The following is a 24,378-nucleotide window of genomic DNA, read 5'->3' on the forward strand; positions in this document are numbered from 1 at the left end:
CGGAGGCTTGGGGTGCTGCCCGCATATACAACTTACACCCTCTATAATCGCGACCTGGCATCGTCACTGAAACGCGTCGCAAACGATCCGATCGTATCGCGCGACGCCAAATATTACGCCGACAATATTGGCAAGATCAAAAATCTCGATGAGTTTCTGAAGGACCACAGGCTATATTCCTACGCCATGAAGGCCCATGGCCTCGGCGAGATGACCTACGCCGCCGCCTTTATGAAGAAGGTATTGGAAAGCAATCTCAACGACCCGAACAGTTTCGCCAACAAGCTGAAGGACACCCGCTACCGCGACTTTGCGGCGGCGTTTGATTTCGGCACTATCAAATCGGAAAAAACGGTTCAAACGCAAACCCAGCAGGACCGACTGGTTGCCGCCTATCACGATGCACACAAACAACGAGACGACGAACTGAAGGAGGAAACGCGGTATTACAACATCGTCATCGACACGGTCGGCCATGTGGATGACATCTTCAAAAACACGCGGTTGCGGGACTATGTTTTCAAATCCTTCGGCATCGACGCCGAAGCCTTCAACTACAAACATCTGCGGGATGTTCTGACCAGCGATATCAGCAGCGCCGACAGTTACGTCAACAGAACCTACAAACCTCTGGTCGAAGAATGGCAGGCAAAGACCGCCGATCTGCGCATCGAACGCGCAAAAGTCCCCTCCGCCGATAAGGCGTCGCTGGCCAAAATCGATTATCTGCTCGGCCAGTACAACAAGCGCATCGCCAATGCACACAAGCTCTTCGAAATGGCGGCAGCGTTTAATTTCCGCGATGACGGTTTCGTGGATGACGGCACGAAAGCGCAGACGGCAACCCAGAAGCGGCTGATCAACGAAACCTATGTTTTATCGTATCCTCGCCTGACGCAGACCGGCGCAGTTCTCAATCGCGACTTCTTCGCGCAAAAGATGAATGAGATTACCGATGCCCAACAACTCATATCCAATTCCCGTCTTAGAACGATGTTGATCGTCGCCTTCAACCTCAGGGACGACACCGATACCGACAAGAAAATCCAGTGGGCGCTTCGCGAAAATCCCGATGATCCGCAAAGCGCGCTTCACGCCGAAAAGGACAAAGGCTTCATCGATCTTGCAAGAGCGTTCAATTTCGACGGGGAAGGCAAGATCGCTGCCGGAAAGACGATCCAGACGGCCGCCCAGCTCAGTACGATGATGACACTTTATTTTAGCCGCTACGACGACGCACAGGAGGCGACGGACCAAAAGACGATCAAGGACTACAGACGCTATATCGGCCTTACGAAAAACCTGGAGGACTTCCTCTCTGCTGCACCGGCAGCCGTTACCATTCGCAATTTCGCGCTGAAGGCATTCAACATCAGCCCCGAAGAGGTTTCCACGTTCAAGTTGAAGAAGGTCTTCACCAGTGACCTGTCGGACCCGAAAAGTTATGTCCGCAGCCTCAAAGACGAAAGGTTCGTTCGACTGGCGAAAGCCTATAATTTCGATGCCGAAGGCAGGATCGGCTCGCCACGGCTGGCCCAGGCCGAAAACGAGATTACCCGCATCTCCCGGAACTACGTTCTCGAAATGACCCGATGGAACACGGCCTCGAAGAGCAGGGAGAAAACAGGCAAGCAGGATGAGGAACTCGCCGCCTATCGCCAGAAAAACAGCAAAGACAAGATAAAGGAAAAGGCAAAGACGGAGGCTGCCTATTACCGCCAGCAGATGGAGACGTTGGAAACCGTTGATCAGTTGCTTGCCGATCGCCGTCTGGTGGATTTCATGCTTGTTGCCGAACGCATCGACCCCAAATCGGTCAGCACCGATTATCTGAAAAAGATCTTCAAATCCGACCTCAAGGACCCGAAAAGCTTCGCCAACGCCGAAAAGGATCCCCGCTTTCGCGCCCTTGCCGGTTCCTTCAACTTCGACACCAAGGGGAATATTCGCGCGACAGCCAGCCAGCATGTCCAGAACAACCGCGGCCTGATGGAAACGCGTGACAAATACGTTCGGCAGACGCTGGAGGAAAGGGCGGGAGAAGAAAACGCCGGTGTTCGTCTTGCTCTCTATTTCAAGCGGATGGCCGGCGGCATTTCCAATGCCTACGACATACTGGCTGACAATGCGCTTTCGGAATTCACCCGCACCGCCCTTGGAATTCCCGCGGAAACTGCAAATTCCAAGGTCGAGATGCAGGCAAAGATGATCGAAAAGAAACTGAAGATGAGGGACCTGCAGGAAGCCGGCAAGGTCGACAAGCTGATTGACCGCTTTTTGCTGAGGTATGAAATGAACAATTCGCCTTCCGATCCCCGTCTCGACTTGTTCGGCAATGGCAAAATGTCCATCAGCGGCAATACGCTGGCAACCCTCGCCCAGCTTCGGAACGCCCGCAGCCGCTAACTCGTCTGCCTGAAAAGGCTGGCTGGCTCTCGGATGGAATCTGATACTGGCTCCGGCGGCCAGTGTCAGGGCGGTCAAACTCGCCCGTAGCCCTGGTGCTGTAGAGCAGTATCATCACAGTCAACAACAGCCTGTCAGCGCACCAAAGCCGAAATTCCGTTCAGGTGCGCCCCGCTGAGGCACGGGCCCGTCGAGACGACCGTCCATCGCGCCGTCTGCTAGTGTAATGTACCTGCAATGACCTGTTCCTATCCCTGCTGAAATTTACCGCAGCTGAAAGGAATTCCCATGTCCGACAGGTCATCACTTGCAGTCCCGCCAGCAATCACCCTCATCGCCGCCACATCGCTCCTGCTCACAGCCTGCGCATCAACCGTGATGAAAACTTATGTCGGCGCACCCATTACCAGCGTGATGCTGGACTATGGGCCGCCTGACAATGTCTATAGCCTCGGCCCCGGCCAGCAGGCCTATCAGTGGCGCAAGAACAAGACGCAGGTTGTGGCCGGATCATCAAGCGGCGAGGTCCGCTCGACGCGGCATGGCGAGCGTTACGAAGTGTCCGAAACGCCTGGTTATGTCGAGCGCATCGATTGCTACTACACCTTCTACACCCGCAGTTCCGGTAACGACTGGTATGTAACGAGCTTCCGGCAACCCTCACTCGAATGCGAATGAACCTCTTACGGCCCCCTCGCCGTTCGAGCCATTTCCCCTTACCGCCGCTTCGACCCGAAAGCGGCGGTCTTATGCTTCTGGGGCACATGTCAGCGGATCAGAAACGATAGTTCAGGCCCGCCTTGACGACGTGATCGCTGACATCCGTCTTCGATCTGCCGCTGGAGGTCGTCGTCGATACATTTCCCGTGTTCACGTAGTTATATTCGAACTTGGCCGAGAGGCCGCCGCCGAAACTCTGTTCGACACCCGCTCCCACGAGATAGCCCCGCTTCCAGTCGTCCGGTCCGGTAACGCCGTTTCCATCCTTGAATTTCGTCGTGGTCAGACCTGCGGTGCCGTAAAGAAGGGTACGATCAAGCGCCACACCGGCCTTCAGCTTGGCGGCGCCACGAAAACGCTCTCTCAGGCGGCCATTCGGCACCCGCGCCTCGTTGCCGAGATACGAGCCCTCCAGCTCCGCCCCGACGACACCGGAGCCGAACTGGAAATTGTAACCGGCCTGTACGCCACCCGTCAGACCACGGCCACTGGCCAGAGGATTGACTTTTGGTGAGGCGACGCCGCCATGTGCGCCGATATAAGCCCCATTCCAGGAAAAGGCTGGCGGACTGGTATAATCGAATTGCTGCGCATTGTAGTCGGCAAGATCAGCGGAATAGGCGCTCGGTGCCGCCATAATACTGATGGCAACAAGCGATTTTGCAATGAACGACATGAATGACTCCAGACGAAACCAGGGGCGTCTCAATCTGAGGCGCCAGGATTTCCGTTCGCGTTGAAGAACCGGAAACCGGCTCCCATGGTCTCCTGTGCGAATGAGCGCAGAAGATACGGGCATTTTCCGCGCGAGAATTGCGCCTGGATTACACGCGGCTGTTTTATTTAAATATAATTGTTATTTTTCATGTGATTATACTTATTTCTTTAATCTTATTTTAAGAACTTCAGGAGTCCGGACTTCCCGGAGGCGATTCATGGCCCCGCACCGCTCCCTGGCGTGACGGAGCGGACCTCCAGCCGAACGCAGAAGCCGGGATCAAGGTCGAGGAACAGCACCCTGCCCCCATGCAGCTCAGCTGCTTTCTGCACGAGATTGAGGCCAAGGCCGGCACCGGAGGAGCTGGTGTTGATGCGATGGAACGGTTCGAACACCTGCTCGCGTTCGTCAACGGGTATGCCCGGACCTTCATCACAGACATCTATGGTTCCTGCGGCACCCACCCGGACGACAATGGCGCCCCTGCCGCCGCCGTGATCGATGGCATTGCGGATGAGGTTGACGACGGCCATCTCAATGATCGACGTCTGGACCGTCAGCAGGGCTTCTGTTTCGCTCGGCTCGAAATCGAACTCGTAACCGGCATCCATCGCAATCGGGGCAAGATCGGTCGCGATGCGTTCGACGAGAACATTCAAATCCTGCTCTTCCGCAGGCAGGTCTACCGCGCCCACCGCCTGCATTTCGAGAAGCTGGTGTGCGACGCGGGTAAGCCGGTCGATATCCGCCCGCAGCTGCCGGCTCAGCGCGTCATCGGGAAGAAGATCGGCGCGGACGCGCACGATCGCAATCGGCGTCCTCAGTTCATGGGCGGCGTCGGCCAGGAAGCGGTTGCGGCGATTATAGCCCTCGTCCAGTTTCGAGAGGGCAACATTGAAGGCATCCACCAGCGGAATGATTTCACTCGGCACCTTCGAGCGAGCGATACGGGCGGACCGGTTCTCGAAATTGATCGACTGCGCTTGGGTGACCGTTTCCATGAGGCCACTCAGTGAACGGCCGACCGCACGTGGGGTCACCAGCAATGTCGCAATACCCGTCAGCAGCAACATGGGCACCACGGCCACAAGAATAATGAATCCAATTCCCGGCAGCACGGTCAACCAGCGAATGGCACCATCCGCATCCTTTTCCAGATCCAGCTGTATGTTGATCCAGATATTCACGCCATCATTCGCGAGACCTTTTTCCGTCCCGGCAATGAACTGCAGCCGCCCGGCGGGCGTATCGCGGTTCTCCATCGTGGCCCGGACTGTTTCCCCAGCCTCCAGACGCGCCCTTTCGATGCCCAAAGGAAATGCCCCCGTCACGACGGAAGTGGGGATATCTCCATATCGAAGGACGATTCCTTCCGCGTCCCGCACCATGAACCAGAGATTGCGATAGCGCTGTTTCAGCGCCTCCAGATCGGGTGTAGCCGACACCTGCGCCCGCCCCTGCCCATCCTTTGTCACGCTTTCCGCAATGATGCGCACAGCCTCTTCATTGGCACCTTCCAGCCTTGGATCGATGATCCAGATCCAGCCAACGAGAAGAACGACGAAGAGAACGAGCAAGAAAGCCTGCAGGACGAGAAGGCGCTTCATCAGCCCCCAACGCAGGGATTGGTTGTGCTGCGAACTCATGACTTTGCCCGAATGAGATAACCGATATTGCGCACGGCTCTAATCTCCACCGTGGCTCCCGCCTGCGCCAGCTTCTTCCTGATACGGGAGATGTGGGCATCGAGCGCATTGGACTCGATCTCGTCGTCGAGCGTATAAACCGCCTCGATCAGGTTGGACCGCGTCACGATACGGTTCGGGCGCCGCATCAGGGCTTCGAGCGCCAGATATTCCCGACGCCGCAACTCGAGGATGGAGCCGGCAACGCTGACTTCATTGCTTCTTTGATCAATGCTCAGATTTCCGAAAATCGCATATCTGTCGGAAATGGAAGGGCCGCGCCTGTGAAGGGCCCTGAGGCGGGCGAGCAGTTCCTCTATCGCAAAAGGCTTGGCGAGATAGTCATCCGCGCCGGCATCCAGCCCGTCAACGCGGTGATCGACACTTCCAAGCGCCGTCAGGACAAGGATCGGTACGGAATGTTTGCTGCGGCGAAGCGCCGATACAAGGTTCAGCCCCTCACCATCGGGCAGGCGGCGATCCAGGACAAGCACATCGTAGGAGCCGTCACGCGCAAGGACATCGGCATCGCTGATGGTACTGACATGATCGGCAAGCACATCGCGCCGGCGCAAGGCTTCGAGCAGCGCACGCGCCATTTCGGGTTCGTCCTCGAGAAGCAGGATTCGCAATGACTTTCCCCCAAAGATGAGCTCTTGCCATCCCCACCACTGATTGATGAATGTTGCAGATAGATTGCAGCCCGGCCGCCCCTTCTTCTTGTACCATCCCAACGGCGTAATCCGACTGGCATCGAAGGCGTTGGCCGCGCCACTTATCGCTGTCCCGAGGGTTGTCCGCGCCTGTCGAGATCGGCATGCGGGCGTCAGGCCCCGGGGCCTGGCCTGTATCCGTGCCTCGCATAAAAGCGATCAAGCTCCCGTTGTTGCGGCACCTCGCCGGTATAGATGGCGATATAATCCGCAATTCTCTTCATCCGCACTGCCACATCTTCCTCGGCCTGCATGGAAATGTAGCCGATCTGCACGAGATAAGTGGTGCGGGCGCGCACATCCGCAGTATTTTCGGGATGGCCGAAACGGACGAACATGCGCGAAAGCGCCTCCATTCTCACAGCATCCGCCTTGCGAACCTCGGCAAGGATATCATCGGACTGCAGCGCCCAGCTGCGCACCGCGAATTCGAATTTGCTGTCAAAAAGCGAGGGATCCAGCCAGCAATCGAAGACGTTCAGCATCGCCTCGGCCAAGGTTTCCGCGTAGGCCTCCGATTGCCTGAGGATGCTTCCCGTGTTCTTGTCGCGCCAGCGGGACAAAAGCGCCGCCAGCAACTCCTCCCGATCCTTGAAGAACCAGTAAAAGCTGGTGCGCGAGAGATTGAGCTTCTTCGCCAACGGCAAAATCTTGACGGAATCCACCCCCGATTCCAGCAGGGACTCGTAGGCGGCCTCAAGCCAACCCTCCTGCGATCCACGCCAACCGGTTTCGTTTAATGTCGCGTCCATGACAGTTGAGTACCAAATCAGTCCCTGCGCGACAAGGCGAGGCGTACACTCTTGTCTAACTTATAGACACTGGTGTTTTGTTAATTGACACATATGTACATTTTCTCTTAGCCTCGCACCATAACCCCCCTTGGAGCAGGCCCATGTCGAACGATCCCCTTCTTCAACCCTATCAGCTGAAGCACCTGACGCTGCGCAACCGTATCATCGTGACGTCGCATGAGCCCGCTTATCCGGAAGACGGCATGCCGAAAGGGCGTTATCGCGCCTATACCGTCGAGCGTGCGAAAGGCGGCGTGGCGTTGACGATGACCGCAGGCTCAGCCGCCGTTTCGAAAGACAGCCCTCCCGTCTTCAACAATTTGCTCGCGTACAAGGATGAAATCGTTCCGTGGATCAGGGAAATGACCGACGCCGTCCACGAGGCGGGGTCGGCAATCATGATCCAGCTCACTCATCTTGGCCGGCGCACCCGGTGGGACAAGGGTGACTGGCTGCCGGTGCTCGCACCTTCACACCAGCGGGAAGCCGCTCATCGCGCCTTTCCGAAGAAAATCGAGGATTGGGATATTGAGCGTGTCATCAGGGATTTCGCCGACGCCGCCGAGCGTATGAAGGCTGGCGGCATGGACGGGGTGGAGCTGGAGGCCTATGGTCATCTCATCGATCAGTTCGTCTCCCCGCTGACCAACGAGCTGGATGGCCCCTATGGTGGCTCGCTCGAAAACCGCATGCGTTTCTGCCTCGACGTTTTCCGGGCGATACGCAGGCGCGTGGGTGAGGACTTCATCCTCGGTGTTCGTTACACCGCCGATGAATGTCTGGAGGGTGGCACCGGAAAAGCAGAAGGCCTCGAAATCTCCAGACTGCTGAAAGAAAGCGGTCTGATCGATTATCTCAACGTCATCAGGGGGCATATCGACACCGATGCCGGCCTGACCGACGTTATCCCGATTCAGGGCATGGCAAGTTCGCCGCACCTCGATTTTGCCGGGGAGATCCGTTCAGCGACACGTTTCCCGACCTTCCATGCCGCCAAAATTCAGGACGTTGCCACAGCCCGGCATGCCATCGCCACCGGCAAGGTGGACATGGTCGGCATGACCCGCGCGCACATGACCGATCCGCATATCGTGCGCAAGATCGTGGAAAAGCGGGAGGGCGATATCCGCCCCTGCGTCGGCGCTAATTACTGTCTCGACCGCATCTATCAGGGCGGCCTTGCCTTCTGCATTCACAATCCGGCAACCGGCCGCGAGGAAACCATGCCGCACGCCATCACCAGGGCTGCGAAAAGCCTGAAGGTGGTTATCGTCGGCGCCGGGCCGGGAGGCCTCGAAGCCGCAAGGGTCTGTGCCGAACGCGGCCATACGGTCGTGGTCTTCGAGGCAGCGAGCCATCCGGGCGGGCAGATTCGCCTCACCGCGCAGAGCGAACGCCGCCGGGAAATGACCGGCATCATCGACTGGCGCATGAGCCAGTGCGAAAAGCTCGGCGTCGTCTTCCACTTCAACAGCTGGGCGGAAGCGGACACGGTTCTCTCGCAAAAACCCGATGTGGTGATCATCGCCACAGGCGGACTGCCGCATACCGAGGTGCTGTCTAAGGGCAACGAACTGGTCGTCTCCGCGTGGGATATTATTTCCGGAGACGTCAGGCCGGGTGCCAATGTTCTCGTCTATGACGACGCGGGAGACCATGCCGGCCTTCAGGCGGCCGAGCTCATCGCCAAGGCTGGCGGCAAGGTGGAAATCATGACACCGGATCGCTCCTTCGCCCCTGAAGTCATGGCCATGAATCTTGTTCCCTATATGCGCTCGCTGCAAAAGCTCGACGCCACATTTACCGTCACTTACCGGCTGGAAGCAGCCGAAAGAAGCGGCAACCAGATCGTCGCCCACGTCGGCAGCGACTATGGCGGCATTTCTAGACAGCGCACCGTCGACCAGATCGTCGTCAATCACGGTACAGTCCCGCTGGACGAACTGTATTTCGAACTCAAGCCCGGCTCGACAAATCTCGGGGAGGTTTCCTATGACTCCCTGCTCGCCGGAGAGGCTCAGACCGTCGCGCGCAATCCGACAGGCACATATCGGTTGTTCCGCATCGGCGATGCCGTCGCGGCGCGCAACACCCATGCGGCGATCTACGACGCCCTGCGCCTCGCAAAGGACATTTGAGGCGCGGGTCGCGTTGCGGCCCCAGGGCGCATCGAGGGGATCATTCGATGCCGACGATGTTCACTTGTCAGGCAGGATGGCGGCTGTCGCCCGGATCATCGCACAGGCACAAGCTCGAGTGGGCCAAAGTAAGATCCACTATATGGACCTCTATACGCGAGTCTAAAACTGCGTAATTGCGTCCTTTTACTATTGATTTTATCATTCTTCCTGTGTATCCCGAACGTATGGTTTTGTAACGGTCCATATCGTGGAGGCGATATACCGATACGCTCAGACTTTTGGAGGGGTCTGGCCGGTCTTGCGATGACAGATATATCCTGATGCCGGCCATGATCGTGGCTGGGGCCCGGACATTCTGCCTTGCTGACCACCATCCATTGCGAAGGTTGTTCTGCGGGAGAGGAGGCCCCAATGACCATGACCGCAAACGCGAATGACGACGTCTTTGTGCTCGACGGCGAGCTACTGCACACGGAGCCGGTAACAGGCTCCTGGTTCATGCGGCCGGTCGAGGCCATGGCAGCCATTCTTTTGGCGCTGATGATCGGCCTGCTTCTGCTCGGCGTGACATCACGTTATGCCTTGCATCTGCCGATTGTCTGGATCGATGAAACGGCCTCGTTGTGCTTCCTGTGGTTTGCCATGCTGGGTGCCGCCATTGCCATCGACCGCAGCGAGCACCTGCGCCTGACGCTGTTCCTCAACATGTTTCCGCAGCGTTTCCTGGGTTACATCAATTCCTTGGCGCTGGTGCTGGTGGCGACATTTCTCGCGGCTATCATCAAGCCCGCAATCGAATACGCCATCGAGGAATGGGTCGTCACATCGGCGGCGCTGAACATTCCCATGACTTTCCGCGCCGCCGCCCTGCCATTCGGCGCCTCCCTGATGTTGCTCCTGGTCATGAACAACCTCTTCCGGAGGGAAAGGCTGCGGGACATCGTCGCCGCTATCGTCACGGTTGCGGTGGCTGCCGGCCTTCTGTTTCTGGCGTCGCCCACACTGGAATCCTTTGGCAATTTTAACCTGGCGATCTTCCTCGGCCTGTTCGTGGCGGTGTTTCTGGCGCTCGGCGTGCCCATTGCCTTCTGTTTCGGCCTTGGAACATTGTCCTATCTGACTTTCACCACCTGGGTTCCGATGATCGTTATGGTCGGGCGCATGGATGAAGGAATGTCGGGCATCATTCTGCTGTCGGTGCCGGTATTCGTGCTGCTGGGCTGCGTCCTTGACGCAACCGGCATGGGCAAGGCGATCGTCGAACTGCTGTCCTCGATGTTCGGCCACATCCGCGCGGGCATGTCCTATGTTCTGCTCGGTTCGCTGTTTCTGGTCTCGGGCATTTCCGGCTCCAAGGTTTCAGATATGGCAACGGTCGCACCTGCGCTGTTTCCGGAAATGAAGCGACGCGGCCACAAGCCCAAGGAAATGATTGCACTGCTGGCCACCGGCGCCGCCATGGCGGATACCGTTCCGCCGTCCATCGTTCTCATCGTCCTCGGTTCGGCAGCGGGCGTGTCGATTGCCGGCCTGTTTACCTCCGGCTTCATGATCGCCATGGTGCTGCTTCTGGTGCTGGCGGTATTGGCCCGGTGGAAAGCACGCAACGAAAACATGGATGGCGCCAGACGCACCCCTTGGCCGCTGGTCGGCAAGGCGGCACTGGTTGCCGCCCCCGCTCTGGTTCTGCCTTTCCTCATCCGCAGCCTTGTGGGCGGCGGTGTGGCAACGGCGACCGAAGTATCCACCATTGCAGTGCTCTATGCCATGATTATCGGCGCGGTGCTTTATGGCGGTATCAGCCTGAAAAAACTCTACTCCATGCTGGTGGAGACAGCGGCGCTGTCGGGCGCGATCCTGCTGATCCTCGGCTGCGCCTCCGCCATGGCCTGGGGTTTGACGCAAAGCGGTTTCGCCTTCGAATTGACCGCGATGATAACCGACCTGCCGGGCGGCTGGATGACCTACATGATCGTGTCGATCCTGATCTTCATGATCCTCGGCTGCGTGCTGGAAGGACTGCCTGCAATTGTTCTGCTCGCGCCGATCATGTTCCCCATTGCCCGCACGCTCGGCATCAACGACATCCATTATTCGATGGTCGTGGTGGTCGCCATGAATATCGGCCTGATGGCGCCGCCCATCGGCATCGGCTTCTACATTGCCTGCAAGATCGGCAATGTCTCGCCCGATGAAGCCATGGGCGCCATCTGGCCCTATCTCGCAGCCATGGTCATCGGCCTGCTGCTGATTGCCGGAATTCCGGGTCTATCCACAATTCTGCTCTGACACCGTGGCGGGTCCACCCGCCATGCCGATGAACGAAACATGCTTTTATTTGGGAGGAGAAAGCAATGATCATCAACAGACGTACCATGCTCGCGGGCGCCGGTTCTGCCGTTCTTGCCACCGCGTTCGTATCGCGCGCACGCGCCGCGGAATTCAGCTACAAATATGCCAATAACCTGCCGGCTGCGCACCCCATGAACGTGCGCGCCAAGGAAGCGGCCGATCGTATCGAGAAAGAAACCGATGGGCGGGTCAATATCAAGATATTCCCCAGCAGCCAGTTGGGGGCCGATACCGACATGCTGAGCCAGGTCCGTTCCGGCGGCGTTGAATTCTTCACGCTCTCGCCGCTGATCCTGTCCACGCTGGTACCAAACGCGTCCATCAGCGGCATCGGCTTTGCCTTCCCGGATTATGATTCCGTATGGGCGGCCATGGACGGCGATCTCGGCAAATATGTACGCGGTGAAATTGCCAAACAGAATCTCGTCGCCATGGATACGATCTGGGACAACGGTTTCCGCCAGATCACCAGCGCGTCGAAACCCATCACCACGCCTGCCGATCTCGAAAGTTTCAAGATCCGCGTGCCGGTGAGCCCTCTCTGGACCTCGATGTTCAAGGCCTTCAAGTCGGCTCCCGCTTCCATCAACTTCGCGGAAGTCTACACCGCGTTGCAGACCGGCGTCGTCGACGGCCAGGAAAACCCTCTGGCCATCATTTCCACCGCGAAGCTCTTCGAAGTGCAGAAGTTCTGCTCGGTTACCAATCACATGTGGGATGGTTTCTGGTTCCTCGCCAACAAGCGCGCGTGGGAGCGGCTGCCGGACGACCTGCGCACCATCGTTGCCAAGAACCTCAATCAGGCCGGCAAGGATGAACGCGCCGACGTGGCGAAGCTCAACGCCTCGGTGAAGGAAGACTTGATCAGCAAGGGCATGGCCTTCAACGATACTGACGCATCGCTCTTCCGTGCAGCCCTCAAGGAAGCCGGATTCTATTCCGAGTGGAAAAGCAAATATGGCGACGAAGCCTGGGCCATTCTTGAAAAGGCCGTTGGCGCCAGCCTGACCTGACGGGTCAGCAAATAATCGGTCCCGCCGCAAGCGGGGCCGATCCGATCACTTCTGGCTGTTTTAATGGAGACTGTTTTGACAGGTCGCCTGACGGGAAAACGCGCGCTTGTATTTGGCGCAGGATCATCGGGGCCGGGCTTTGGCAATGGCAAGGCTGCGGCCGTGCAATTTGCCCGCGAGGGCGCGTGCGTGGCCTGTGTCGACCTCTCCGCCGGCGCGGCTGAAGCAACCGCGCAGATCATCCGCGAAGAAGGTTTTGAGGCAATCGCCGTTGCCGCCGATGTCACGAAGCTGGAATCCGTATCAGCGGCAGTTGCACGAACCTGCGATGCCTTTGATGGCATCGACATCCTGCACAATAATGTCGGCGTGACGCATATGGGCGGGCCGGTGGAGCTGGATGAGGAGCGCTTTCGCGCCTCCGTCGATCTCAACATCGGCTCTGTCTATCGCACCGCCAAGGCTGTTCTGCCGGTGATGCTGAGGCAGGGCGGCGGCGCCATCGTCAATATTTCCTCACTCGCCTCGATCCGCTGGACCGGCTATCCTTATTTCGCCTATTACGCCATGAAGGCCGCGGTCAACCAGGCCACCGTGGCGCTGGCGATGCAATACGCACGGCAAGGTATTCGCGCCAATTGTGTTCTGCCGGGCATGATCGATACGCCGCTGATCTACAAGCAGATCAGCAGCCAGTACGCCTCCGTCGAGGAAATGGTGGCGGCGCGTAATGCCGCAGTGCCCGTGGGACGCATGGGTGATGCCTTCGATATCGCCCGCGCCGCCGTTTTTCTGGCATCCGATGAAGCAAAATTTATCACGGGCATCTGCCTGCCGGTCGACGGCGGCCAAAGTTGCGCAGTGGGGGCGTTTACCTGATATGGCCACGGTGGTTGCGGCGGAAAACGATCTGACAGGGGCACGTGCCGTGGACCGGGCGCTGGCGCTGCTGTCCATGGTGGGGCGGCACGCCGAACGCGGTGTGTCGCTTTCCGGCATCGTCGCCGAAAGCGGGTTGAACAAGCCAACGGCCCGCCGCCTGCTGCTGGCGTTGATCCGGGCAGGCCTCGTGGAACAGGACGAGGAGACACGCCGATATTATCTCGGCGAGGAAGCCTACGTGCTGGGCAGCCTGTCGTCACGCCGTTTCGGATTGTTGCAGATGGCCCAGGACGGACTGACGCGTATTTCCCGCCGTACCGAGGATTCGAGCTTCCTTTCGGTACGCCGCGATACGTTTTCGCTCTGCCTCTATCGTGAGGAAGGCACCTGGCCCGTGCGTACCCATGCGCTCCAGGCCGGTTTCGAGCACCCGCTGGGTATCGGCGCCGGATCTCTCGCCATGCTGGCCGCCCTGCCCGATGCCGAAGTGGATAGCGTCATCGCCGCCAATAGCGGCCTCATCGCCGCGAATTATCCCGGCATCACGCTCGACGGGCTACGCCGTGATGTCGAATTGACCCGGGCGAACGGCTACTCGCTCAATCCCGGCCTCATCCTTTCCAATTCATGGGGTATCGGTGTCGCAATCCGCACGCCGGATGGAGCGGTGGCGGGAGCGTTGAGCATCGCCGCCGTCGATAGCCGCATGCGGCCGGAGCGTCAGCCAGAACTGGCGGCGCTGCTGCGCGAAGAGGTGACACGTATCGAAACACGCATCGCAGAAATGATGGCCAGCCGCGCACGTACGCGCGGAGACGGCGAACCGAAGCGACAGGCAAGGAGAACGAGCAAATGAGCAAAGCGCAGATCGTCGGCTGGGCGCATTCGCCTTTCGGCAAATCGACCCTTGAAAATACCGAACAGCTGATGGCGTCAGTCGTCGCGCCGGCCATAGACCATGCGGGCATCGACGTTGGCGATATCGACGGCATTTTTGTCGGTGTGATGAACAATGGTTTCTCGAAACAGGATTTTCAGGGCGCCCTGGTGGCAATGGGTGATGAAAGACTGGCCTATACGCCCGCCGTGCGCTTCGAAAATGCCTGCGCGACGGGATCGGCCGCCCTGTACAGCGCGATGGATTTCATCGAGGCGGGGCGGGGCCGCATTGCGCTCGTCGTGGGCGCCGAAAAAATGACGGCGCTTCCCACCACCGAGGTAGGCGACATTCTGCTCTCTGCTTGCTACCGCGCAGAAGAGGCCAATATCCCCGGCGGTTTTGCCGGCCAGTTCGGTCGCATCGCCCAGGCCTATTTCCAGCGTTATGGCGATCGCTCGGAGGAGCTTGCGATGATCGCCGCCAAGAACCACGCCAACGGCGCGGTCAATCCCTATGCCCATATGCGCAAGGATTTCGGCTTCGAATTCTGCAACACCGTGTCCGATAAGAACCCGTATGTCGCAGGCCCGCTACGCCGTACCGACTGCTCGCTGATTTCCGACGGCGCGGCGGCCATCGTTTTGGCCGACGAAGAAACCGCAGCCAGCCTCCACCGGGCTATCGGCTTTCGGGGCAGAAAACAGATCAATGACATTCTGGCGCTGAGCCGCCGCGACCCGCTGGCCTTCGAGGGCGCCCGCCGCGCATGGGCAGGCTCGCTGGAACTTGCGGGCGCTACGCTCGACGACCTTTCCTTCGTTGAAACGCACGACTGCTTCACCATAGCCGAACTTATCGAATATGAGGCCATGGGGCTTGCAAAACCAGGCGAAGGGCACCGGGTCGTGCACGAAGGCACCGCGCTGAAGACCGGCCGTTTGCCAATCAACCCTTCAGGGGGACTGAAATCGAAAGGCCACCCGGTCGGAGCGACCGGCGTTTCCATGCATGTAATGGCAGCGATGCAATTGATGGGCGAGGCTGGAGACATGCAGATCCCCGGCGCCTCGCTTGCCGGCGTTTTCAACATGGGCGGCACCGCGGTTGCCAACTATGTTTCGATCATGGAGCGCGTGAAATGAGGACACCTGGCCCCGTGCAGCATCCTCCGGGCGGTGTCACACCATCAACCACGCGGGTGATGAACCTTTCGCATTTTCTGACGCAGGCCGCGCGCCGCAACCCGCATCATATCGGCTTCGTCTGGGGTGAAAAGACCTGGAGCTGGGCGCAAATGGAAGCCCGCGTCGACGCCATGGCGCATGCGCTGGTCAATGAATTCGGTGTCGTCAAGGGTGACCGTATTCTGGTGCAGTCTTCCAACAACAACCAGATGTTCGAATCGATGTTCGCCTGCTTCCGGGTGGGCGCGGTGTGGGTGCCGACCAATTACCGCCAATCGCCAGATGAAGTCGGCTACCTGGCGAAGGCCAGCGGCGCACGCGGCATGATCTGCGCCAGCGCTTTTCCCGAACATGCGAAAGCAAGCCGTGAAGCCGCAGCGATCGATTTCACCATCGCCATCGGTCAGGCGGAATTCGGTGAGGATTATGATGCGATTGTCGCCCGTCATCTGGGTCAGAAGGTCAAGGGTGAGGCGGTGGATCGCGACGATCCCTGCTGGTTCTTCTTCACGTCGGGCACCACCGGGCGCCCCAAGGCGGCGGTGCTGACCCATGGGCAGATGGCCTTTGTCATCACCAACCATCTCTGCGATCTGATGCCCGGCACGGGAACAGGCGACGCATCCATCGTTGTCGCTCCGCTTTCGCACGGCGCGGGTATTCACCAGCTGGTGCAGGTGGCGCACGGGGCAAAGACCGTGCTGCCGGCAGCGGAAAAACTCGATGTCCCCGCCGTTTGGGCGCTGATCGAGAAATGGCGTGTCACCAATGCCTTCACCGTGCCGACCATTCTGAAAATGTTGATCGAAGACCCGTCCGTGGATCGTTTCGATCATTCCTCGCTGCGCTATGTCATCTATGCCGGCGCGCCGATGTATCGCGCCGACCAGAAACGGGCATTGGCAAAGCTCGGTCCGGTGCTGGTGCAATATTTCGGCCTCGGCGAAGTCACCGGTAATATCACCGTGCTTCCCCCTTCTTTTCATAGCGCAGAAGACGGTCCGGAAGCGCGGGTCGGCACCTGCGGGTTCGACCGGACAGGCATGGAGGTGCAGATCCAGAACGACGCAGGCGAAGAGGTGGAGGCGGGAGAAACCGGCGAGATCTGCGTCATCGGTCCCGCCGTCTTCGCCGGTTATTACAACAACCCCGACGCCAATGCCAAAGCCTTCCGCAACGGCTGGTTCCGCACCGGCGATCTCGGCCACCGCGATGAAAACGGCTTCGTTTACATCACCGGGCGCGCCTCCGACATGTATATTTCCGGCGGCTCGAACATCTATCCGCGCGAGATCGAAGAAAAAATTCTCATGCATCCCGATATCAGCGAGACGGCGGTTCTGGGTGTGCCAGATGCGGTGTGGGGTGAAGTGGGCGTGGCGGTCTGCGTGGCGAGAGAAGGCGCTGACATCGCCGGCATCGACCTCAGGGCCTATCTGGAAGGCAAGATGGCCCGTTACAAGCTGCCCAAAACAGTCGTGTTCTGGGATGCCATGCCAAAATCCGCCTATGGCAAGATCACCAAGAAAATGATCCGCGAAGAGCTGGAAAAGCGCGGCCAGATGCCGGTTTTCGAGGAAAAGCGGACAGGCTGACGCGCGCGGCATTCAACCGGGAGGAGAGGGTATGACACAACGGACGGCAGGGACAAAAGGGGCTGTCGCGATCACCGGCGGAGCATCCGGCATCGGTTTTTCCACCGCGCAGCTGCTGATGGCGCGCGGATGGCAACCCTGGCTGCTGGATCTCAAGCGCGAAGCGCTGGACGCGGCCTGCGAGAAGCTCGGTATCGACGCCTCGCGTGGCATCGTGTGCAACGTGGCGGATGAAGCGTCGATAGAGGAGGCATTCGCCGCATTGACGGTGAATGGCGTTGAACAGGCGGTTGATCTGGTGGCCGTCGTCAACAGCGCCGGCATCGGCATCGACAAGCTTTCCGTCGAGACCAGCGTCGAAGAATTTCGCCGCATCGTCGACGTCAATCTCGTCGGCAGCTTCGCGGTGGCTCGCGCGGCGGCGCGTTACTGGCTGGACCGTGAGATTCCCGGCTCCATCGTCAACATCAGCTCGGTTTCCGGCATGTGTGGCAACCGGGGCCGCAGCGCCTATGGTGCCTCGAAAGGCGGCGTCAATCTCCTGACGATGGTGATGGCGAACGAGCTCGGACAATCGGGCATCCGCGTCAATGCAATTGCACCCGGCCCGGTCGATACACCACTGACCCAGGCGGTCCATACCGAGAATGTTCGCGATCAGTGGCATAGCCGTGTTCCCATGCACCGCTATGGCAGAACCGATGAAATCGCCTCTGCCGTGGCGTTTCTGGTGTCGGATGATGCGAGCTACGTCAATGGTCAGGTTCTTGCCGTGGATGGCGGCTTCATCACCGCAGGGCTGGCGGTATGACGCCGATGGCACAGGCAGCGCTTCCGCGCAGCATCGTCCACCCCGGGCCGGAGACACCCGAGCGCTTTCGCGCCATCGGCTGCCGTGCCCATCCCGTCACGTTAACCGTCCGTGCGGGCATGTGCGTCAACGAAGCGATTGCCGCTGCCTTTGCGGAACGGGGTTTCGAAGGTGGCTACATCAGGCTGAAAAACGTGCCGATGAAGCGGCTGGAATACGTTATGCCCGCGGCCGCTCCTGATGCCTCCCATGCGGCCTGGTACAGCGAAACCTTTTCCATGCCTGAGGGTACGATCATCGATGCCGGCCTTCATATGGGACGTCGCGATGGCCAGCCGTTTCTGCACTGCCATGGTTCGTGGAAAAGTGCTCAGGGCGTCGTCTCCATGGGACACCTACTTCCCTTCGAAGCCGAATTTGCCCAAGAAACGCAGCTTGAGGCGCTGGCGCTTGACGGAGCAATCTTCGACGCTCGGCAGGATGAGGAAACGAATTTTCCGCTTTTCACGCCAATCCCCCGGCCGCCTAGGCATCAGGATGCGGGGCTGAGGGCGCTTTTATGCACTGTTCGGCCTAACACCGACATCTGCCTCGCCCTCGAAGCGGCCTGCACGGAATTCGGCCTGCCGGAAGCCGATGTCAATGGCATTGGAAGCCTTATCGGCGCGGACTACGATGACGGAACGACCATTACCGCCTACGCCAGCGAAATCCTCATCCGCGCAGGCCATATCAGCTCCGACAGTGAACGCACGGCGGTGGATATTGCGATGGTCGATCTCACCCGCCACATCAGCGGCGGGCGGTTGGTGCGCGGCAAAAACCCCGTTTGCGTCACCTTCGAACTTCTTCTGACGGAGAAACGTGAGGCCGCAGCTTGAGTGGCGCAGGGACGTTTGGCGACACGGCGCCCCTGCTCGTCCTATTTTGTTCACGCCGCTTGCGATTTTTCCGTCGGCAGCCATTCCTCCAGCGTCACCTCGAAAGTCATGCAGACAGGGTTGGCGCCTGCGATGAAGGGGCCGCCGTAAACCGCCCCCTCCGTATCAGCCACAACGCCGGTCAGCGCAGCGCGCAACGAGCCATCAGGCTGGGCACGTACTTCGCCGGCTATCGAAACGATTTCAACGGCGGGGCCGCTTATCTGCAGAAAATCGCCGCTGCGGGTGCCGAGGCACGCATCCACCAGGCTGCCCAGCGCACCGCGCACGAAGGCATTGCGGAAGCCCTCGGCCAGGCAGAGTTTCTCGACACCGAGCACAAGATCTTCATTGGGGGCTATGCGGGCATAGGCCACGCGCCCCATGGAACCGGATTCGACAATATCATGCATGTTCATCGGCGCGCTCCATGCGATTTTTCGGTTGAAGAAGGGGAATATTCGTTTCGGGATCGAAAGACTGTTGCAACAGGAAACTGTCGAGCGAGGTCACAAGCGCGGAAATGCCACCCTCGCCGACAATGCAGGATTCTGTCAGCAAATGACCGCCCCTGACCAAACCCGCCGCGGTTCGCATGGCGGCGTGGCAATGCACGATCGGCTCGCCCTTCATGCTGCGCCCGAGGGTGGCGTTGCCGAAGATGAGCCACGCCGCACCGGCGTCGATGGGCTTCGTATAAGCGATGACGGCGTTGCCGGACGGATCAGGCGGAGCAACGCAATAGGACAATCCATCGAAGTGCCCTCCGAGTATGGTCAGGGAGGCGCTTTCAATGCCTTCCCCCGCAAGCGGCTGAACGATGCCGTCGTAAAGGCTGCGCCCCGGCTTGATGAACAGCCGGACATGGCGCGCCGAGGGCGAGCGCAGGCTGTTGATGCGCACAGGCGCGGAAATACCGGGATGGATCAACGTCCTGGGTCTTGGAAAATGCTGCTGCGATATCGGTGCCATGCCCGCTCCTCCCTGCTGCCTGTACCATGCAGTACGGTACTAAAAAACCAGCCGAAGGTGCTTTCGAATGGCGCAGCCAAAGCATCGAAACCAAGACACTTCTTTCGCACGCCGACTGATCGGCGACAGATTTTTTTGCTGCATGTTTGGGAGAGACCGGCATGACGAAGCCGCTCGACAGGATCGACCGCAAAATACTCCGCGCCCTGCTGCAAAACGGCAGGCTGAGCAATACGGAACTATCCGAGAAGGTGGGACTTTCACCCAGCCCCTGTTGGCAGCGAGTCAAGCGGCTGGAAGAGGAAGGTGTCATCCGCGGCTATACGGCAATTCTCGATCAGGCGCAGCTAGGCTTCACCGAGACGGTAATCATCGAGGTCATGCTGGAGCGTCACGATGATGAGGTTCTGGAACGCTTCGGCGAAGCCATGGCGGCTCTTCCAGAGGTGCTGGAAGCTTATCTGACCACCGGCGAATATGATTATCTCATCAAGGTCGCGGTGGCGGGAACCGCAGGTTGCGAGCAATTTCTGCGCCGCAAGCTCTACAAGATCGAGGGCGTGCGCCATTCGCGCTCCTGCTTTGCACTCAAATGTCTCAAGCACACCTTGTCGGTCGTGCCCGATACCGAGCCTCCGTCTCGTCCGACCTGAAAACACTTGTAGGTCGGATAAGCGCCCGTTGCATTACCCGTGATGCAACGGGCACTTTTAAGCTCCTGCCCGCGGCCCCGCACCATGGGTAAGCGACCCTTTCGGTAACAGCTTCATGACGAAACTCGCCACGGACGATTTCTCGTGCAATGCGGATGCAGGGCTGGGATGAAGAAGCTTGCGACGGTGGGCCTTCCGCAGCTCTCCGTCCGGCACCCCAACATCCCGCCCTATTTTAGTGGCCGCCCTTGGTGGACGGGGCCGGCGTGTTGAGCAACTGCTGCTCCCAGAGATAGGCGATGCCGCTGCCGCCGAAGTGCTGGATGAGAATTTCGGTCAGCTCCTCAACATGCTCGGTGCGGGCCCAATCGCGTTGCCACTCACCCGCAAGCGCCATTACCGTCATCACATTTGCGCCGGCCGCGATCATGCGCTGGATGGCAACTTCATGAGATTCCTTCGAAATCCCGCCGGATGCGTCGGTGATCACGGTCACGTCCCAGCCTTCGCCAGCGGCCTGGATCACGGGCATTGCAACGCAGACTTCGGTCCACAGTCCGGCAATGATCAGCTGCTTGCGGCCGGTCGCCTTGACAACGTTCACTACATTCTCGTCCTGCCAGGTGTTCACCCAGGTGCGATCGATGACTTGCTGATCAGCAAACACGTCGGTGATCTGCTTGAAGAGAAGTCCGCCGCGTGCCGCAATTACGCTGGTGAGGACAGTCGGAACATCGAAGGCTTTGGCCAGCTTCGCCAGCGCCGTTGTGAGATTGACCACAGCCTGCGGATCATGGCTGTTCAGGTTTGCGAGCTGATAGGGCTGATGATCAATCAGAACGAGGACGGAATCTTCGGGGCGGAGAAGTGAATCAAGGCCGTTACGAAAGGTCATGGGTTCATCCTGTGTTGGCGGTTTATCGAGGCGCTTGCGCAAGGGACCTGCATCCCTTCGGGCGTTGCCGCGGGAGGAAACTTGTCATTCCTGTTTATGATGCGGTAGTCCTTGTCAGCGTTGAGCTGTGTTGCAGAATGGGGAACGCAGAGTGGATATCGAAGACATCAGGACATTTGTCGAAGTTGCAGATGCGGGAGGTGTCTCTTCGGCCGCAGTGCGGCTCGGCATATCCAAGTCCATGGTCAGCAGGCGGCTGGCGCGGCTTGAGGCTGAACTTGGCGTTCAGCTTCTGGCCAGGTCCACACGCGGCGCTTCCCTGACGGAGGCGGGCGCCACCTTCCGGGACTATGCCGCTAGGATTTCAGCCGACATCGATATGGCGCGGGAGACGATTCTTCCGGCTGGTGAGCTTCGCGGGCGTCTGCGGATTGCAGCGCCGCTCTCTTTCGGCCCAACGCATTTCGCGCTCGTGATTGCGCAAATGGCGCGCCGCTATCCCCAGCTTCAGATCCAGACCTGCTACACTGATCGTTTCGTGGATCTGATCGCCGAAGGATATGATTGCGCGATCCGGGTCGGGAACCTCCCGGATTCAAGCCTCGTCGCCAGACGCGTCGGTCCGCTCTATGGAATTTTTGTTGCCAGCCCGGATTACATCAAGGTCCACGGCTCGCCGCAAACACCCGAAGAACTTGTGGCTCATCAGGCTCTCATGCAAGGCACGGAAACCTGGCAGGTGATGGACGGAGACAGGGTGATAACCGTTCGTCCGCAGGGACAGTTCAAGGCCGATAACGGAGTTGCTCTTGCTGTCGCCGCGGCGGCCGGATTGGGAGTCGCCGTGCTGCCTTACGACCTCGTCAAAAATTATCTGGCTGCGGGCGAACTGGTGGAAGTGATGAAAGGTCATCCTCCACCCCCGGCCGGGATATATGTCGTCCGGCCGCCGGGTCAGCATCCCGCAAGAAAAGTCCGGGTGCTGACCGAAATGCTGATCGAGTGCTTCGGCAGTGGGAAGGGCTCAAGCGCCTGACCGCATGAATGGGTGGCAGCAACCTCAAGGTGTCATCACGACGCGGCCAAGCGGCTTGGCTCTCTCCGCATACTCATGTGCCATCGAGGCGTCGCTCAACGGAAACACGCGGTCGATCACGACCTCCATGCGTCCCTCGGCCACGGCCTTGAGAAGCTGGATGACAGTTCCGTATACCGCCGTCCTCTCGAAGAGCGGCCCCATGAAGACACCGTGCAGCGTTTGATTGTTCTGCATCGGCGGCCAGAGATCGGCATGGAGGCTGCCGCCACCTGCATTCCCGACGAACACGAGGCGACCCTCGGGCGCGAGAGCGGATAAGGACGCTTGCAAAGTCGAACCGACAGGATCGATGACGAGGTCAGCCCCCATGCCACCGGTCAGCCGGAGAACCTCCTCAACGACATCCTTTTCCAGCCGATCGATGACATGTGATGCGCCGAGGCCGCGCAGGCGTGCCTGTCTTTCACTACCGCCCGCCGCAGCAATGACGGTCGCGCCCGCGTCACGCGCCAATTGGACGGCAGCCAGACCCACGCCGCCGGCGGCAGCCTGTATCAGAACTGTCTCTGCCTTTTGCAAGCCGCCTTTGGTGATCAGACAATGATGAGCCGTGCCGAACGAAATCGGCAGGGCCGCGGCCTGTGCCATTCCGACGCCTTCCGGCAAAAGCCACGTGCGCGAGGCCGGGACGGACCAGAGTTCTGCATGGGACCCCTGCATATCGAATGCAGCCACCCTTTCGCCGACCGCCCGGTCGCGGACATTTTTACCAACGGAAATCACGGTCCCTGCAGCGGCATAGCCGACAATCCACGGGGATTGCTGTGGTGTCGACCGGCGATTGATCAGATCGCCGCCTTCAATGGAAATCGCCTCGACGGCAATAAGCACATCATCCGGCCCGCAAACCGGATCGGGCACATCAGCATATCTCAAAACTGTAGGAGGACCGGGGTTGTCGTAAACTGCGGCTTTCATGTATTTTTCCTTGGCTGGCAGGGAGCATGATGCGACGCTATTTTTTCGCTTCGCGGTTCGGGAACGAAGGGATGTGCAGACTGCGCCGATTTTTCCACAGGGATCGGTTACCGATCGGTGCCCCGTCCGATTTTCATCGTGCGAAGCACCGGCTGCAGTGCGCTTTCACGCAAGCGCGCCGCCGTCGACGGTAAGGATCGTCCCTGTGATCTGCCGGGCGGCAGGCGTTGCGAGAAAAGCGACGGCGGCCGCGACATCTTCCGGCTGATTGAAGCGGCCAAGCGCGCTCAGGCTGCGCTGGTAGTCCGCTGATTCTCCCGTCTCGGGATTCGAATCGGTGTTCGTCGATCCCGGCTGAACGAGATTGACCGTGATGTCCCGAGCACCCAATTCTCGCGCAAGTCCGCGATTGAATGCCTGAAGCGCACTCTTGGTCATGTAATAGACCGTACCGGGGACGCCGACGATGCGATCCGCGCCCGCTGAGCCGATATTTATGATCCGGCCACCTTCCTTGAGGTGTGGAATGGCTGCCTTCGACGCCAGAACAGGCCCGCGGACGTTAACCGCCAGCAACGCGTCGAGATCCTCGACTGCGAAATCGGCAATATTATTGTATCGTCCTATCGCGGCATTGTTGACGAGAATGTCGAGGCCGCCCAGAGCCCGAACCGTCTCGTCCACGGCGTGTTGTATTGCGGCCGGATCGGCGCTGTCAGCCTGGATCGCGACGGCCGTGCCCCCCTCGGCCTGAATTGCCAGAACGAGTTGCGCGGCGCTCTCGGCTGACCGCTCATAGGTTATTGCTACATTCGCTCCCTTCCCAGAAAGAGCGCGCGCAATTGCTGCGCCTATGCCACGCGAACCACCCGTTACCAGAGCGTTCTTTCCAGCCAGTTCCTGCATAATCCGGACCCTTTCAATCTCATGTCGCCCCGATGCGCGGTCTCGAGGTATGTTCCACCTGATTACCGGGGATCGTGGCAGCTCAATTCGTTAAGCCTGAAGATAGGCGGGCACGGCGAAA

General features: G+C 59.3%; 22 protein-coding genes. 13 read left to right on the forward strand and 9 right to left on the reverse strand.

Annotated features, from left to right (window positions below; genetic code table 11):
- Nucleotides 1-12 precede the first annotated feature (12 nt).
- The gene (locus BTN45_RS11380) at nt 13-2,406 is read left to right on the forward strand and encodes a DUF1217 domain-containing protein (RefSeq protein WP_207587805.1); all 2,394 of its coding nucleotides are present in this window, start codon (nt 13-15) and stop codon (nt 2,404-2,406) included.
- A gap of 288 nt (nt 2,407-2,694) precedes the next feature.
- Nucleotides 2,695-3,084, forward strand: a complete 390-nt coding sequence (locus BTN45_RS11385) for a hypothetical protein (RefSeq protein ID WP_022556870.1) — start codon at nt 2,695-2,697, stop codon at nt 3,082-3,084.
- Between the two features lie 97 nt (nt 3,085-3,181).
- On the opposite strand, the gene BTN45_RS11390 is transcribed toward BTN45_RS11385, so the two are convergent.
- The 4 genes from BTN45_RS11390 to BTN45_RS11405 all read right to left on the reverse strand — a co-directional run bounded on the left by BTN45_RS11390 (nt 3,182) and on the right by BTN45_RS11405 (nt 6,994).
- Nucleotides 3,182-3,802, reverse strand: coding sequence for an outer membrane protein (locus BTN45_RS11390; RefSeq protein WP_207587807.1), 621 nt, complete (start codon nt 3,800-3,802; stop codon nt 3,182-3,184).
- Nucleotides 3,803-4,059: 257 nt separating this feature from the next.
- Nucleotides 4,060-5,490, reverse strand: coding sequence for a HAMP domain-containing sensor histidine kinase (locus BTN45_RS11395; protein ID WP_246751641.1), 1,431 nt, complete (start codon nt 5,488-5,490; stop codon nt 4,060-4,062).
- Nucleotides 5,487-6,161, reverse strand: coding sequence for a response regulator transcription factor (locus BTN45_RS11400; protein ID WP_022556873.1), 675 nt, complete (start codon nt 6,159-6,161; stop codon nt 5,487-5,489). Before BTN45_RS11400 ends, BTN45_RS11395 begins: the two co-directional genes overlap by 4 nt.
- A gap of 194 nt (nt 6,162-6,355) precedes the next feature.
- Nucleotides 6,356-6,994, reverse strand: a complete 639-nt coding sequence (locus BTN45_RS11405; RefSeq protein ID WP_006698730.1) for a TetR/AcrR family transcriptional regulator — start codon at nt 6,992-6,994, stop codon at nt 6,356-6,358.
- A 143-nt stretch (nt 6,995-7,137) separates the two neighbouring features.
- On the opposite strand from BTN45_RS11405, the gene BTN45_RS11410 reads away from it, so the two are divergent.
- From BTN45_RS11410 to BTN45_RS11450, 9 genes are all read left to right on the forward strand, one after another.
- Nucleotides 7,138-9,174: an NADH:flavin oxidoreductase gene (locus tag BTN45_RS11410; RefSeq protein WP_207587810.1), complete on the forward strand. Its 2,037-nt coding sequence runs from the start codon at nt 7,138-7,140 to the stop codon at nt 9,172-9,174.
- Between the two features lie 414 nt (nt 9,175-9,588).
- Nucleotides 9,589-11,466, forward strand: coding sequence for a TRAP transporter large permease subunit (locus BTN45_RS11415; RefSeq protein WP_004443556.1), 1,878 nt, complete (start codon nt 9,589-9,591; stop codon nt 11,464-11,466).
- A gap of 65 nt (nt 11,467-11,531) precedes the next feature.
- A complete protein-coding gene (locus tag BTN45_RS11420; RefSeq protein WP_004443559.1) occupies nt 11,532-12,542 on the forward strand; it encodes a TRAP transporter substrate-binding protein in 1,011 nt (336 codons plus the stop codon).
- Between the two features lie 75 nt (nt 12,543-12,617).
- On the forward strand, nt 12,618-13,421 hold the full coding sequence (locus BTN45_RS11425) for a glucose 1-dehydrogenase (protein ID WP_207587817.1): 804 nt from the start codon (nt 12,618-12,620) through the stop codon (nt 13,419-13,421).
- A 1-nt stretch (nt 13,422) separates the two neighbouring features.
- Nucleotides 13,423-14,280, forward strand: coding sequence for an IclR family transcriptional regulator (locus BTN45_RS11430; RefSeq protein WP_004443561.1), 858 nt, complete (start codon nt 13,423-13,425; stop codon nt 14,278-14,280).
- Entirely contained in the window at nt 14,277-15,446 is a 1,170-nt protein-coding gene (locus BTN45_RS11435; protein WP_207587818.1) for an acetyl-CoA acetyltransferase, read from the forward strand. The genes BTN45_RS11430 and BTN45_RS11435 overlap by 4 nt, the downstream gene beginning before the upstream one ends.
- Entirely contained in the window at nt 15,443-17,083 is a 1,641-nt protein-coding gene (locus BTN45_RS11440; protein ID WP_207587819.1) for an acyl-CoA synthetase, read from the forward strand. The genes BTN45_RS11435 and BTN45_RS11440 overlap by 4 nt, the downstream gene beginning before the upstream one ends.
- A 31-nt stretch (nt 17,084-17,114) precedes the next feature.
- Entirely contained in the window at nt 17,115-17,894 is a 780-nt protein-coding gene (locus BTN45_RS11445) for an SDR family oxidoreductase (protein ID WP_004443568.1), read from the forward strand.
- On the forward strand, nt 17,891-18,775 hold the full coding sequence (locus tag BTN45_RS11450; protein ID WP_207587820.1) for a DUF296 domain-containing protein: 885 nt from the start codon (nt 17,891-17,893) through the stop codon (nt 18,773-18,775). Before BTN45_RS11445 ends, BTN45_RS11450 begins: the two co-directional genes overlap by 4 nt.
- Before the next feature lie 50 nt (nt 18,776-18,825).
- Here BTN45_RS11450 and BTN45_RS11455 read toward each other — a convergent pair whose 3' ends face one another.
- Nucleotides 18,826-19,233 carry a PPC domain-containing DNA-binding protein gene (locus tag BTN45_RS11455; RefSeq protein ID WP_004443574.1) on the reverse strand — a complete coding sequence of 136 codons (408 nt, stop codon included), beginning with the start codon at nt 19,231-19,233 and terminating at the stop codon, nt 18,826-18,828.
- Nucleotides 19,220-19,786: a hypothetical protein gene (locus BTN45_RS11460; RefSeq protein ID WP_004443577.1), complete on the reverse strand. Its 567-nt coding sequence runs from the start codon at nt 19,784-19,786 to the stop codon at nt 19,220-19,222. Before BTN45_RS11460 ends, BTN45_RS11455 begins: the two co-directional genes overlap by 14 nt.
- Nucleotides 19,787-19,947: 161 nt before the next feature.
- Here BTN45_RS11460 and BTN45_RS11465 point away from each other — a divergent pair, with 161 nt between their 5' ends.
- Entirely contained in the window at nt 19,948-20,439 is a 492-nt protein-coding gene (locus BTN45_RS11465; protein ID WP_207587821.1) for an Lrp/AsnC family transcriptional regulator, read from the forward strand.
- Between the two features lie 235 nt (nt 20,440-20,674).
- Here BTN45_RS11465 and BTN45_RS11470 read toward each other — a convergent pair whose 3' ends face one another.
- Nucleotides 20,675-21,334 carry a hydrolase gene (locus BTN45_RS11470; RefSeq protein ID WP_112556987.1) on the reverse strand — a complete coding sequence of 220 codons (660 nt, stop codon included), beginning with the start codon at nt 21,332-21,334 and terminating at the stop codon, nt 20,675-20,677.
- A 151-nt stretch (nt 21,335-21,485) separates the two neighbouring features.
- On the opposite strand from BTN45_RS11470, the gene BTN45_RS11475 reads away from it, so the two are divergent.
- Nucleotides 21,486-22,370, forward strand: coding sequence for a LysR family transcriptional regulator (locus BTN45_RS11475; RefSeq protein WP_004443585.1), 885 nt, complete (start codon nt 21,486-21,488; stop codon nt 22,368-22,370).
- A 24-nt stretch (nt 22,371-22,394) separates the two neighbouring features.
- On the opposite strand, the gene BTN45_RS11480 is transcribed toward BTN45_RS11475, so the two are convergent.
- Both BTN45_RS11480 and BTN45_RS11485 read right to left on the reverse strand, forming a co-directional pair.
- Nucleotides 22,395-23,351 (reverse strand): zinc-binding alcohol dehydrogenase family protein, encoded by a 957-nt coding sequence (locus BTN45_RS11480; RefSeq protein ID WP_004443587.1) that lies wholly within the window; start codon nt 23,349-23,351, stop codon nt 22,395-22,397.
- A gap of 165 nt (nt 23,352-23,516) precedes the next feature.
- On the reverse strand, nt 23,517-24,257 hold the full coding sequence (locus BTN45_RS11485; protein ID WP_207587822.1) for an SDR family oxidoreductase: 741 nt from the start codon (nt 24,255-24,257) through the stop codon (nt 23,517-23,519).
- Nucleotides 24,258-24,378 lie beyond the last annotated feature (121 nt).

The organism is Rhizobium sp. ZX09, assembly GCF_017357485.1.
GTDB lineage: Bacteria > Pseudomonadota > Alphaproteobacteria > Rhizobiales > Rhizobiaceae > Agrobacterium > Agrobacterium pusense.